Raw genomic sequence first — 11,800 nt, 5'->3', positions numbered from 1 at the left:
TTCACCTTCAATCCACGATGTCCTTGCCGGCGACCTTGCGGAAGTCGTCGCGCAGGCGGTCGCTCTTCTCGATCAGTTCGCGGTTCTCCGGCGAGTCGGGGGTGATCACGATCGGCGTCACGAAGATCACCAGGTCGGTGCGATTGCGCTGGAAGTCGCGCGAGCGGAACAGCGCGCCCAGCACCGGGATGTCGCCCAGCCCGGGCACCTTGTCGAAGGTCTTCGAGGCGCTGGCGTCGACGAGGCCGGAGATCACGATGGTGTCGCCCTCGTGCACGTTGAGCTGGGCGCTGGCGCGACGAGTGATGAAGCCGGGGTAGCCCTGCACGTTGACGCTGGGATCGATCTTGCTGATCTCGGTCTCGATGTCGGTGGAGATGTCGCCCTTGCTGTTGACCACCGGCGCGATGTGCAGCTTGATGCCGTACTGCTTGTATTCGACCGTGGTCTCGCCCAGGCCCTGGCTGATCGGGATCGGCACCTCGCCGCCGACCAGGAAATCGGCAACGCCGCCGCTGCGGGCGGACAGCTGCGGCGCGGCGAGTTCCCACGCGTTGCCGTCCTGCATCATCAGGTTGATCTGCGAGGCGATCGAGGTGGCGATGCCGAAATACGACGGCGTGCCGGGCACCCGCAGCGGCAGGTTGGCCGGGCCACCGTCGGCGCCGATGCCGGCAAAGCCCTGCGGGGTCATCCGGTAGTACGGATTGGTGACCCAGTCATGCACCAGCCCGCCGCCGGGGCCGGCGATCATGCTGTCCCACTTGATGCCGAGCTGGTTGATCGCCTTCTTGTCGAATTCCATGATGCGCACGCGCATCATCACGGTGGGCTTCATCTCCACCGCGTTGGCGCTGGTGAAGTCGAGCACCTGCGGGTAGATCTTCCTGATCGCCGCGATGTGCGCCATGTCCGCCTGCGACAGGTCGCTCCCGGTCAGCACCACGTTGCCGCCCACGGTGGCGACCGAGACCGCGCTGTCCTCGCCCAGCAGGCGCTCGACCATCCCCGCCGCTTCCGCGCTGTTGCCCACCACCACGTGCACGCTGACGCTGCGCTGGCTGCCGTCGGCCATCCACAGCTGCACCGAGGTGTCGCCGGGCTGGTTCGCGATCAGTACCAGCTCGCGGCTGCCGATCGCCTTGACCTGCAGCAACTTGCCGTCGCCCACCGCGACCCGCTTGAGCGGGCCGGGCGCGCTCTGCACCAGCGCCTGTCCCGCATACATGCTGAGCGAATCGCCGATCACCGGGGAGCTCGCGCGCGCATCGCGCAACGGCAGCGCGAGCACCGCGGCGCACAGCGCCAGCCATGCCAGAAAGGTCGCCGTCGCCCGGCCGGAATGTTTGCCTGCTTCCATGTTCAACTGTTCCCGCCGATGATGAATTGAATGCCGTTGCCATGCACTGGCCGGCCCAGCCGCAGCAGCTCCGCCCTGCTCAGCGTCTTCAGGTCGAACGGCTGCCGGTTGCCGGCCGGACGCAGCATCACGCGCAGCTCGCCCACCTTCATCGCCATGCCGAGGCGCTGCGCGTCGTTCGGCGCGAGCCCGAGCGTGATGTTCGAGTAGGTGTCGTCGTCGCCGTCATCCGGATGGCTGCTGCGCAGGCCCTTCGCCCGCTTGCCGGTGGCCAGCACCGGCACGTCGCCGAGCAGCGGGCGGATCTGCTCGCTGCCCTCGCCGTCGAGCAGCAGCAGGATGTCGAGATGGTCGCCCGGCACGATCAGCCCGGAGACCGAGTTGGACTCGTCCACCTGGATCGAGTACGCCACCTTGCCCGGCTCGATCACGTTGGAGAAATGATCGGTGACCCGATCCACCGCGCTGCCGCCGATCGGCGCGCCCTGCGCCAGCGGCACCCGCAGCACCTGACCCAGGTAGTCCTCGTAGTTGTCGGGCGTCAGTGCATCGGCAGGTACGAACTCGGCCGGCACATCGCGCACGGCGATGTCGTCCTGGCTGATGCTGGCGCCCTTCTCCAGGTCATGCACCGGCACCACCACCTGGCGCGTCTCGGTGGGCCTGGTCTGCGTGCGCGCGGCGACCTGCTTGTTGATGTAGTGCACCGCCATCAGGCTGGCCACGATGCCGAGCAGGATGGCGCCGCCCAGGTAGAGGAAGTTGCGGTTGACCGCCGGCATGCGTCGTTCCATTCGTTCAGATCCAGGCAATGGAGAGTGCGTAGACAAAGCTGGTGTAGGCATCGCGCAGCGCGTCGGCGAGCTGGCGGATGACGTTGGGATTGGCCAGCAGCACCGTCACCAGCAACAGCACCACCACGGTGTATTCGATCAGCGCACTGCCGCGCTGGCGGCCACGCCGCGGCGGCATGGCGGGGTGGCGCGCGTTCCGTCGAATGAACATGTCCGTCATCCTCCCGTTCACGGATTCAACAGGTTGATCGTCACTTGCGACTGGCCGTCGAGCGGGCTCATCACCAGGGTCATCCGGCTGTCGCCGCGCTCGTAGCGCAGGACGCAGCCATCGTCCGCGCAACGATTCGCATCGGCCGGCTTCCAGCCATCGGCGCCCAGCCGTTCGCGGAAGAACGCCTCGTTCTGCCGGGGCGACAACCTGTTGCGCATCGCCACGGTGCGGGCGGGCGTGGGGTCGTCCGGATAGGCGATGTCGTTGAACACGGTGGAGCCCATCGGTCGCGGCAGGCCCTTGCCACGCTCGAAGTGTTTCGGCGCGGTGGCCACGTCGACGATGCCGATGTTGCCCTTGCTGCCGCGGCCCGATGCGCTGACCTGCACGGTGACGTAGTAGTCGCCCTCCATGTGGCCGACGACCTGCGCCGCACCCATCGGGTTCACCACCACCCGGCCGTTCCACAGCTTGCGATAGAAGGCCACCACCTCGGCCTGGCTCTGCGACGAAGTGAACACGCGGGCATGCATGTCCAGCCCGTTGAAGACGATGTGCCGGGAAACGTCGGCCGCATCCGTGCCGGCCGGCAGGTCGGGCTGCGGCCACGTGCCGGCGCCGGCGATGCCGGGCAGCAAGGCGGCGGCCAGCAGCGGCAGGCCACGCCTAATGCACATCGCGGTACCTCGTCAGCTTGTCGGCGGGCACGGCGTCGGGCGCCATCCGGCCCAGCTGGAACTTGTCGAAGCCGGGGGTGAACAGGTCGTTGACGATGGGGATCTTGCCCAGCACGTTGATCACGTCGCTGAGCACGTCATCGACCTTGTCGCCCAGCGCACTGGTCGGCACCAGCGGCCGGATCACCTCGCGTACCGTGCGGTTGTACATGGCGCCCGACGCGGCCTCGCCGTTCTTGCGTTCGCCACCGCCGCTGGCCGCCCAGGTATCGGCCAGCAGCACGGTGCGGGCCGAGAAGTCCAGTTGCGCCGTGTCGAGCGGATCGAGGAAGTCCAGCGCCCGGCCATCGGCACCCTTCAGCTTCTGCGGCCGTGCATGCACTTCGGCGGTGACGAAACCCTTCGGATTCGGCGGCAGGTTGCCCAGCGTCCTGGTCGCCTTGGCCACGGTGCCCAGTGCGCCATCGAGGAAGGTCGGCGCGGTTTCCTGCTGGTAGACGCTCAACGACACGTCGGAAGTCTTCAGCAGCGCCTGGTTGGCGAAGCTGGTCAACATGGCATCGCCGAACGCCGCCGGCGTGCGCGCGGAGGACTTGATCGGCGCCTTGGCATCGGCGAACTGGCGCGCGCGCAGTGCGGTCTGCACGGCGGCCTTGCGCGGCAGGCCGGCGTCGGCCAGGGCCGGATCGACGGTGGCGGCCCAGGCCGCCTGGCGGGCGGCGGCCTGGGTCTGCTGCTTGATGTGGATGTACTGGCCCAGCAGCATCACCCCCGCCGCCAGCGGCACCAGCACGATGCAGGCCACCGCCATCTCCACCAGGCTCTGCCCGCGCTGGCGCCGGCCGCCGATCGACGACGACAGCGTGGCCGTGCGCAATGGCCGCGTTCGAACAGGGCGCATCGTCGTCTCCATCGGTTCGCGCTAGCGGGCCGGGGTCACAGCAAGCTTGCCGGGCAGCACGAACACCTTGTCGTCGATCGGCGTACCCACGCTCATGCTGTCGGTGGTCAGCTGGTAGCCGTTGCCGTCGGCCGGCTTGTTCGACAAGGTGATGTTGTCGACCGGCGCATCCATGCGGTCGGCGTCGGCCGCGGTATCGGTGACGAAGCCCCACTTCCTGCCGCCACTCCACACGCAGGCTTCGCCCTGGGCACTGCTCAGGCGCACGCACGGCTGGCCGGCCACCTTCGCCTCGCCCGCGGACTGGCCGACCAGGTCAGCCTGGCCCTGCTTCTGCAGCTCGCCCATGACCTGGGCCCGCAGCTTCGCGTCGTCCTGTGCCACGTCATCCGGTGCCGTGCCGTCCTCGTCGCCGGCAACGGCTTCACGGACCACGCCGTCGGAGCGCTCGCGGGTGGCGGTGCCCTTGACCAGGTCCGCGACCGTGGTCGCGCCCGGCTCGACGATGGTCAGCCGCGCCTCGTGCACCGGCTCGAACACGCAGCCCGCGGCAGACGGACCGGCGCTCCTGAAGTCCCAGCGATCCGCCTTGACCGCCATCCGCTCGCCGTCGTACCAGGTTTCCAGATAGGTGTGGCCCAGCTTGGCCACCACGTCGTCGGCCAGCGGCTTCACCGGCACCGCCCCGGCGCTGCAGCGGGCGAGCGCCTGGCGATAGGTGTGTTCCGCCGCGGGCACGCCATCGTGCAGCAGCACGCTGGTCTGGTTGAGGTGGATCGGCGGCGTCTTCTGCGCCAGGTTGACCGCGCCGTCCTGCGCATCACCGCCACTGTCGCCACCGTCGCCTGACGAGCAGCCGACCAGCGGCACGGTTGCCAGCAGGACGGTGCACAACGCCACCGACAGTTGCCGCAGGGGGCGTCGGTGACCCGGAGTGTTGCTGCTGCACGATCCCTGCGCGATGCCGCTCCGTGTTGTTCTTGCTTCGATCATGGCTTGCTGTTTCCACTGGGTGTGAGGGGAGGAGGTGCCGCTGGCCATCAGGATTTGCCCGGCACGCACGGGGCCACGGCGCCATAGGCGATGGCGACTTCCTGACGGGTGTTGCATGGCGTATCGATCAGCCGCGCCTGCCAGTAGGGACTGAACAGGCTGCCCATCTCGCGGCTCGACGGGCTGATCACGTTGTCGAACAGGCCGAACCCGCGCGGACGGCTGAAGTAGACCTGGGCCGAGGACAGGGCGGTCATGTCGTTGGCGACGGTCTGGTCGGGCGCCTCGAAATCCGGTGGCCCGCCGATGCCCGGCACGTTGTCGCTGGTGCGCACCGTCTTCATCGGCTGCTCGACCAGCACGGTGAACACCGGGCCCACGTCCATTGCCTCCACGCCGTTCTGCTTCGCGCTGCGATCGTTGTCGTAGGGCACGGTGGCCTTGTTGTCGGCGATGTCGTCGTAGGGTTGCAGGCCGGGACTGCTGGCGGGCGTGTAGTTCCTGAGCCAGGCCTTGCTGCTGCCGCCGATGGCGGGGGACGACAGCACCTTCTTGCCCGCCTTGCCGTTGTCGATGCCTTCGGCGTAGCGCTTGTAGTGGCCGCGATCGATCTCGTACGGCGAGTCCCAGCCGCGGCCGTTGTTGAAGCCCGGGCTGGCCACCGAGCGGAACGAGCGCGACATGCTGTTCACCGCCGCGCCGCCGCCCCAGGCCAGCGGCTCGTTCACGCCCAGCCAGCCGACCTTGACGTTGAGCGTGTCCACGCCCACCCACTGGGTGTAGCCGACCAGGTCGGTGCCGCCGCGCTTGTGGATCGGGCCGATGCCGCCGTTGCGCTCGCGCGAGAAACCGTCGCGCGCCTCCATCACCACGTTGGCGAAGCGGTCGGCCCCGGCATCGCGCCGACCGGAGGTGGGGATCGTGTAGTGGGTGACATAGGCGCGCGCGTCGAGCGCGCCCTGTTCCAGCAGCGCATAGCCACGGGCGCCGATCTTCGCCTTGCCGTCGGTATTGCGCTTGACCACCTCGGGCACCAGCTTCAGCGCCTCCTGCGATTCCACCGTGGCGATACCGCGCGAGGCGACGGAGTACGCCTTGTTGATCGCCGCGATGGCGGTCACGCCCGCCGAGAACGCCACCTGCATGCCGTCGCGCAGGGTCTTCACCACCGTCTTCACTTCATTCAGCGCGGTGACCACTTCCTGCAGCGCCGCGCCCACCTCGGCGCCGACGATGCTGACGTCGAAGATGATCGCGATCGCCTGCACGGCATCCTTGAAGTTGTCGGTGCCGCGCAGGGTGAAATTCGTCCACGAATACCAGCTGGTCATCTGCGCCACGGCCACCTCGTTGGCGACCTCGGCACGGTTCATGTAGGCGATCAGGTTGTACGCGCGCGCCTGCTGCACGGCGGCGCTGTAGGCCGCGGCGTCGGCGGCGTTGACCAGCTCCACCTTCTTCGACACCGCCTGCCCGGTGTTGAACACCACGATCACGCCGATGCAAAGCACCAGCAACGCCACGATCGCCAGCACCAGCGCCTGGCCGCGCTGGCGGCCAGGCGCACCGGCACGCGACGGCCGCTTCGCACCGTCGCCGCTTGTTCCATCGTCGATCGACCAGGCCATTGCACACCCCCATGTCGGGAACCGGACGCCCGTGCAGGCCGGCATCGCTGCCGGCGCGACGGGCATCCCCGCGAACGCGGCGATGCCGCATCCGGTTCGTCAGTTCGTGGCGGTGCTTACTTGGCGGTGGCGTTGTTGTAGCTGTTGAGGGTCTTGTCCTTGGTACCCTCGGAATGGGCCTTGTTGCCCTGGTTCTTCGCCCGGTTGATGTCCTGCGTTGCGCTCTGGCCGGAGAGCTCCTTGGCCATGCCGCCGATCTGGGCGCGGGCGGTGCCGCCGAAATACGTCACGGCCGCAATGGCGGCGATCGCGATGAGGGCGGTGATGATGATGTACTCGGTCATGCCCTGGCCACGCTGGCGGACACGGATCCCTGTGTTGCGAATGAAACGAGCTTTCATGGGCTACCCCTTTCTCAAGTGATGGTGGGACCGCCGACACGGCCGGCCCAGACAGACTTCGATGGAAGGTGGTGCGCCCCCTGGTCAGTCGTCTCGACCACGCACCATGCAGGAGCGCCAACGTCATGCTTTCGCAGATGGCCTCTCCTGTCGCAGGAACTTACCGAAGGCCTGCTGCAGATTTGTGAAGGTCGCGGCATGCAGCACTTTTTTTGCGAAACGTGTCACACAAACGGCGAAAATCCGCCGCGATTCAAACGCCGCAGCTGAACGGGCGCGGCGACACGGCAGGCGATCACGATGGCACCTGCGGCGAATTTGCTAAGGTGCCCGCTCTTCGAAAGTCGCTGGAGACCCTCGATACATGCGCAAGCTCCTGCTCCGCCCGCTCGTCCTCCTGCCCACCCTCGCGCTCCCCTTGTTGGCGGCATCGGCACTCGCCGCCGCACTGCCCCCGCACGACGTGTCCGGCAGCCACGACCATCCGGTGGTGTCGCGCTTCGCCGGCTCGGTCATCGTGGGCTACGCGCAGAAGGATTACGGCACCGCGACCCTGCCACTGGGCCGCTACGATGCCGACCAGCCCGGTCGCTTCGCCCGCAGCGAACCCGCGGAAGGCCGGCTCACCCGCATCGCCTACACGGTGCCGGCCGGCAAGAGTGCGCTGGAGGTCTACCGCAATTTCGCCCAGGCGCTGAAGGCCGCCGGTTTCCAGTTGCGCTTTCATTGCAGCGGTGACGAGGGCTGCGGCGGTTTCGATTTCGGCAGCGCGCTGATCGAGCCCCTGCTTGACCAGCTGCACGGCGACCGCAACCTGATGGTCTCCACCCTGGAATCCGCCGACGGCAACGTGCAATCGCTGACCGCCCGACTGCAGCGACCCGGCGGCAACGTCGATGTTTCGCTGCTGGTCAGCCAGAACGAGCAGCAACCCGTGGGCGTCCTGCTGCAGATCGTCGAGGCCAGGGCGATGGCCACCGGCCAGGTGACCGTCGACGCGAAGGCGATGAGCCAGGGCCTGGCGCAAAGCGGACACATCGCGCTGTACGGCATCCACTTCGCCAGCGACAGCGCGGTGCTGGACAAGTCATCCGGCGGCACGCTGGCGGAGATGGCGAAGCTGCTGAAGACGCAGCCGGCGCTGAAGGTCTGCATCGTGGGCCACACCGACAACAGCGGCGCGCTGGCGCACAACCTCGCCCTGTCGCAGCAGCGCGCCGAGGCGGTGACCAAGGCGCTCATCGCGGATTACGGCATCGCGCCGGGCCGGCTGGCGGCGAAGGGGCTGGCCTCGTACGCGCCGGTGGCCAGCAACCGCGACGACGACGGCAAGGCACGCAACCGGCGCGTCGAACTGGTCGAGCAGTAACCCACGGACATCGGCCGAGCGGGTCGCCGACGGCAGGCGGCCCGCGCCGCGCTCACTCGTTCCGCGGACGTCCGAAGCGTGGCAGGTTCCAGTGCCAGTGCAGCGATGCAAAGCGCAGGCCGAAGCAGAACAGGATAGGCAGCCAAGTGGCCCATACCGCGGGCCAGTGCAGATACTCGCCGAGCACCGCCAGCGCGGCGCCGGCCAGCGCGGCCAGCGCGTAGATCTCCTGCTGCAGCACGATCGACACCCGCGCCAGCAGCACGTCGCGCGCCATGCCGCCGCCCACGGCGGTGATCATGCCGAGCAGGATCGCCACCTCGGCGTTGTAGCCGAACACCAGCGCCTTGTGCGCGCCATACACCGCGAACAGGCCCAGCCCCATCGCGTCGAACAGCCGCACCGGATAGGTCAGCCGCTCCACCCACGGATAGGCCACGATGGTGAGCAGGGCGGCGATCACCGCGGTCAGCAGGTAGCGCCAGTCCGACAGGCCCGCCGGCGGCACCGCGCCGATGCACAGGTCGCGGGCGATGCCGCCGCCGCAGGCGGTGATGTAGGCGATCGCCAGAATGCCGAACAGGTCGAGGTTGCAGCGCCGCGCGGCGGTGGCGCCGCTGATCGCGAAGGCGAACGTGCCGGCCAGGTCGACCAGGTTGAACAACAGTTGCTCGTTCACGCGGTGGCTCACTTGCGGGCATGCCGACGACACGGCGAATGCCCGCTATTGAACCAGCTTCAGGAGACCTTGCGCGAAATCGCGAAAAACGCCAGGTTACCCGCGCCGGTGGCCAGCGCCAGCACGGCGATCAGGCCGGGGGTGACTTCCTGCCAGCCAAACCACTGGATCAGCCCGAAACCCACGCCCACCGACAGCAGCACGATGCCCCAGCGCAGCGACGAATGGCGGCGACGCTGCTCCTCGTCGAGCAGGATCGACTTGACCAGTTCCTCCGAACCCCCGGCCCCGATCATGCGACTGCGGACCCGGGCATCGACCACGACCTTGATGGCGTAGACAATGCAGACGAACAACACCATCGGAATCAGATCACCGAAATTCATGGAATGCTCCCTTGCAGATGGCCGAAAAGGTCGACCGTTCGATATCCACAGATACGGGTGACCCGGCAACGGTTGCAGCGATCTGCTTGCAACCGTTCGAGCCGTGCGCGTATCTCTGCACCCATGGATGACATCCGCCAAGCCGATCGCGCGCTGGTCGACGCCGTGCTGGCCAACCGGCCGGGCGCGTTCGAACGCCTTGTGCGCGAGTATCAGGGACTGTGCTGGCACATCATCCAGCGCATGGTGCGCAACCCGGAAGACGCCCGCGAGCTGTGCCAGGACACCTTCCTGCGCGTGCACCAGTGCCTGCATCAGTACCGTTACGAAAGCGCGCTGAAATCATGGATTGGCCGGATCGCCTTCACCATCGCGCTGCGCCACCTGCAACACAAGCGCATCGCCCTGGTCGAGCCCGGCGGCGACGACGGCGAGTCGCTGGTGGACAGCATCGGGGACGGTTTCGACCTGGAGGCCGCCTGCGCCGACGAGGAAACCGCACGGCACCTGCATGAGGCGATCGAGGCGCTGCCACCCTTGCAACGCACCTTGCTGACCCTGTATTACCTCGAAGAGACGTCCATACCCGAGATCGCCCGCATCACCGGCATGGCCGCGGGCACGATCAAGAGCCATCTGTTCCGCTCGCGCCTGCGCCTGCGCGACGCGCTCGAAACACGGACAGGAGTTGCCGCATGATTCCGCACGACGAAGACCACATCCCCACGTTTGACGATGCCGCGCTCGAGCGCGAATGGCAGGCGCAGGAGAGCGCCATGCGGCGCGAACGGCTGCAGCTCGATCCCGCCGGCGACGATGCACGCAGCCGGTGCTACCGGCTGATCGCGCGCAGCCTGCGCCAGCCGCTGACCGAATCGCTGCCGGCAGATTTTGCGCAGCAGTTGGCTGCGCGAGTCGGCGCCGTTCCGTCACCCGCCGCATCGGCTAGCGCTTCCTTCGAGTTCAAGCTGATGCTGGTACTCGCCGCCACGATGGCGGTGGCCGCAATCGCTGTGATCGCGATCTACGGCAGCGCCTGGCTGCCTTCATTCGCTGCGCTGGCACCGAATCCGCAGGCACCCGCCACACACTGGCTGTTGGCACTGGCCGGTTGCGTCGGCGCGTCGTGGCTACTGGGACTGTGGCAACAACGCACACATCGCCACCAACGCTGAGTCACTACCAATCAATCACCGCATCCAGCCCGCGATGCAGCCCGACCAGGCCGGGCACCTTGCGTATCGCCAATAGCGCGCCATCGACATACGGCTTCGCGCTGCTTCCCGCGTTGTGGCGGATCGTCAAGGTCTGGTCCGGCATGCCGAAGATCGCCTCCGCCCCCAGCACGAAGCCCGGCAACCGCACCGCATGCACCTGGCTGCCCGCCAGCGTGCCGCCACGCGTCTCGCGAACACCCGCGGTCTGCTCCAGCGGCACCGCCAGCAGCGGCTGGCGCACCTTGCCCAGCCGCCCGGCCAGCTCGCGCACCGTACCGCTGGGCGCGTCGGGCTTGGTCGCGCTGGCGTAGTCGATCAGCTCCCACTGCGGGATCAGCTTCGCCGCCATCTCGGCAAACTTGATCAGCAGCACTGCGGTCAAGGCGAAATTGCCGCAGGCCAATACGCCACGCTGCCGCTGCCGTGCCAGCGCATCGATCTGCGCATAGTCCTCGTCCGTCAGCCCCGAGGTGCCGACCACCACATGCGCGCCATGCTCCAGCGCCGCGAGAATGTTCGCCTTCGCGCTGGACGGCCGCGTGTACTCGACGAACACGTCGCACGGCTGCGCCAGCGCCGCGTCCACGCTGGCGAAGATCGGTGCCTGCAAGCCTGCCTCGCCAAGCACCGCGCCGAGCGTTTCACCGGCACGTCGCCGTGCCACCGCGGCAACCATGTCGAGGTCATCCGTCGCGGCAATGCCGCGCGACAGTTCGGAACCCGCCCAACCAGTGGCACCGGCGACGCATATCTTGATTGACATGGGAGTCTCGTTGAGGGGTGATGGGCAAGCATAGTCGCAGGCGACTCCGGGTCATTTCAATTTCGGAGCAAGAGCTTTCGTCCTCCTGGCGGAGGGCGAGTCCCTTTCTCTCGCTTGCCCGAGAGAAAGGAACCAAAGAGAGGGGCACCCCGCTTCCGCGCCTTGCGGACATCGGGCAACCGCTCCTGCGTTGCCTCAACTCCGGCATCCATGCCGTCGCCTGTCCGCAGGCGCGCGGTCGGGCTCCGGGGTTTGTCGACAGCCCATCCATGGACTGACGCCAAACTGGTTCGCATCCATGCGAACCACCCTGCGGGCTGGTCCTCCACCCGCCCGCCGCTGCAGAGGGGTCCCGGGTAGAGCAGCGGGCCATCGTGGCCCGCACTTTTCAGAAGAGCCGTCTCAAGAGCAAAGCCGC

General features: G+C 67.7%; 14 protein-coding genes. 3 read left to right on the top strand and 11 right to left on the bottom strand.

Going from position 1 to position 11,800, the window contains the following annotated elements:
* Window positions 1–7: 7 nt before the first annotated feature.
* From ABNK63_RS02535 to ABNK63_RS02500, 8 genes are all read right to left on the bottom strand, one after another.
* Window positions 8–1,360, bottom strand: coding sequence for a pilus assembly protein N-terminal domain-containing protein (locus ABNK63_RS02535; protein ID WP_350016604.1), 1,353 nt, complete (start codon window positions 1,358–1,360; stop codon window positions 8–10).
* A gap of 2 nt (window positions 1,361–1,362) precedes the next feature.
* Window positions 1,363–2,154, bottom strand: a complete 792-nt coding sequence (cpaB, locus tag ABNK63_RS02530) for a Flp pilus assembly protein CpaB (RefSeq protein WP_007807403.1) — start codon at window positions 2,152–2,154, stop codon at window positions 1,363–1,365.
* A 4-nt stretch (window positions 2,155–2,158) separates the two neighbouring features.
* On the bottom strand, window positions 2,159–2,365 hold the full coding sequence (locus ABNK63_RS02525) for a hypothetical protein (protein ID WP_007807405.1): 207 nt from the start codon (window positions 2,363–2,365) through the stop codon (window positions 2,159–2,161).
* A 17-nt stretch (window positions 2,366–2,382) separates the two neighbouring features.
* Window positions 2,383–3,045, bottom strand: a complete 663-nt coding sequence (locus ABNK63_RS02520) for a hypothetical protein (protein WP_007807407.1) — start codon at window positions 3,043–3,045, stop codon at window positions 2,383–2,385.
* Window positions 3,035–3,946 carry a TadE/TadG family type IV pilus assembly protein gene (locus tag ABNK63_RS02515; protein WP_157582039.1) on the bottom strand — a complete coding sequence of 304 codons (912 nt, stop codon included), beginning with the start codon at window positions 3,944–3,946 and terminating at the stop codon, window positions 3,035–3,037. The genes ABNK63_RS02520 and ABNK63_RS02515 overlap by 11 nt, the downstream gene beginning before the upstream one ends.
* A 21-nt stretch (window positions 3,947–3,967) precedes the next feature.
* The gene (locus ABNK63_RS02510) at window positions 3,968–4,939 is read right to left on the bottom strand and encodes a hypothetical protein (RefSeq protein ID WP_350016603.1); all 972 of its coding nucleotides are present in this window, start codon (window positions 4,937–4,939) and stop codon (window positions 3,968–3,970) included.
* 47 nt (window positions 4,940–4,986) lie between these two features.
* Window positions 4,987–6,567, bottom strand: coding sequence for a pilus assembly protein TadG-related protein (locus ABNK63_RS02505; RefSeq protein WP_350016602.1), 1,581 nt, complete (start codon window positions 6,565–6,567; stop codon window positions 4,987–4,989).
* Window positions 6,568–6,683: 116 nt separating this feature from the next.
* Window positions 6,684–6,968, bottom strand: coding sequence for a hypothetical protein (locus ABNK63_RS02500; protein WP_007807412.1), 285 nt, complete (start codon window positions 6,966–6,968; stop codon window positions 6,684–6,686).
* Window positions 6,969–7,386: 418 nt separating this feature from the next.
* Here ABNK63_RS02500 and ABNK63_RS02495 point away from each other — a divergent pair, with 418 nt between their 5' ends.
* On the top strand, window positions 7,387–8,337 hold the full coding sequence (locus tag ABNK63_RS02495; RefSeq protein ID WP_350016601.1) for a DUF4892 domain-containing protein: 951 nt from the start codon (window positions 7,387–7,389) through the stop codon (window positions 8,335–8,337).
* Window positions 8,338–8,389: 52 nt separating this feature from the next.
* On the opposite strand, the gene ABNK63_RS02490 is transcribed toward ABNK63_RS02495, so the two are convergent.
* The gene (locus tag ABNK63_RS02490; RefSeq protein WP_040673152.1) at window positions 8,390–9,016 is read right to left on the bottom strand and encodes a trimeric intracellular cation channel family protein; all 627 of its coding nucleotides are present in this window, start codon (window positions 9,014–9,016) and stop codon (window positions 8,390–8,392) included.
* Between the two features lie 59 nt (window positions 9,017–9,075).
* A complete protein-coding gene (locus ABNK63_RS02485; protein WP_007807415.1) occupies window positions 9,076–9,402 on the bottom strand; it encodes a DUF6249 domain-containing protein in 327 nt (108 codons plus the stop codon).
* A 123-nt stretch (window positions 9,403–9,525) separates the two neighbouring features.
* Here ABNK63_RS02485 and ABNK63_RS02480 point away from each other — a divergent pair, with 123 nt between their 5' ends.
* Window positions 9,526–10,101: a sigma-70 family RNA polymerase sigma factor gene (locus ABNK63_RS02480; RefSeq protein WP_007807416.1), complete on the top strand. Its 576-nt coding sequence runs from the start codon at window positions 9,526–9,528 to the stop codon at window positions 10,099–10,101.
* Complete coding sequence (locus ABNK63_RS02475) at window positions 10,098–10,577, top strand: hypothetical protein (RefSeq protein WP_350016600.1); 480 nt, start codon at window positions 10,098–10,100, stop codon at window positions 10,575–10,577. Before ABNK63_RS02480 ends, ABNK63_RS02475 begins: the two co-directional genes overlap by 4 nt.
* A 4-nt stretch (window positions 10,578–10,581) precedes the next feature.
* Here the strand turns inward: ABNK63_RS02475 and dapB are convergent, their stop codons facing one another.
* Complete coding sequence (gene dapB / locus ABNK63_RS02470) at window positions 10,582–11,382, bottom strand: 4-hydroxy-tetrahydrodipicolinate reductase (RefSeq protein ID WP_007807418.1); 801 nt, start codon at window positions 11,380–11,382, stop codon at window positions 10,582–10,584.
* Between the last annotated feature and the right edge of the window lie 418 nt (window positions 11,383–11,800).

Origin of the sequence: Rhodanobacter sp. IGA1.0 (assembly GCF_040208325.1) — a bacterium.
GTDB classification, from domain to species: domain Bacteria; phylum Pseudomonadota; class Gammaproteobacteria; order Xanthomonadales; family Rhodanobacteraceae; genus Rhodanobacter; species Rhodanobacter spathiphylli.
The sequence above is the reverse complement of the archived record's forward strand: the minus strand, read 5'-3'. Positions and strand labels throughout refer to the sequence as shown.

Excerpts from the sequence above, each read along its gene's own strand:
- ABNK63_RS02535 (WP_350016604.1), bottom strand. The coding sequence starts at position 1,360 with ATGGAAGCAGGCAAACATTCCGGCCGGGCGACGGCGACCTTTCTGGCA.
- cpaB (WP_007807403.1), bottom strand. The coding sequence starts at position 2,154 with ATGGAACGACGCATGCCGGCGGTCAACCGCAACTTCCTCTACCTGGGC.
- ABNK63_RS02525 (WP_007807405.1), bottom strand. The coding sequence starts at position 2,365 with ATGTTCATTCGACGGAACGCGCGCCACCCCGCCATGCCGCCGCGGCGT.
- ABNK63_RS02520 (WP_007807407.1), bottom strand. The coding sequence starts at position 3,045 with ATGTGCATTAGGCGTGGCCTGCCGCTGCTGGCCGCCGCCTTGCTGCCC.
- ABNK63_RS02515 (WP_157582039.1), bottom strand. The coding sequence starts at position 3,946 with ATGCGCCCTGTTCGAACGCGGCCATTGCGCACGGCCACGCTGTCGTCG.
- ABNK63_RS02510 (WP_350016603.1), bottom strand. The coding sequence starts at position 4,939 with ATGATCGAAGCAAGAACAACACGGAGCGGCATCGCGCAGGGATCGTGC.
- ABNK63_RS02505 (WP_350016602.1), bottom strand. The coding sequence starts at position 6,567 with ATGGCCTGGTCGATCGACGATGGAACAAGCGGCGACGGTGCGAAGCGG.
- ABNK63_RS02500 (WP_007807412.1), bottom strand. The coding sequence starts at position 6,968 with ATGAAAGCTCGTTTCATTCGCAACACAGGGATCCGTGTCCGCCAGCGT.
- ABNK63_RS02485 (WP_007807415.1), bottom strand. The coding sequence starts at position 9,402 with ATGAATTTCGGTGATCTGATTCCGATGGTGTTGTTCGTCTGCATTGTC.
- ABNK63_RS02480 (WP_007807416.1), top strand. The coding sequence starts at position 9,526 with ATGGATGACATCCGCCAAGCCGATCGCGCGCTGGTCGACGCCGTGCTG.
- ABNK63_RS02475 (WP_350016600.1), top strand. The coding sequence starts at position 10,098 with ATGATTCCGCACGACGAAGACCACATCCCCACGTTTGACGATGCCGCG.
- dapB (WP_007807418.1), bottom strand. The coding sequence starts at position 11,382 with ATGTCAATCAAGATATGCGTCGCCGGTGCCACTGGTTGGGCGGGTTCC.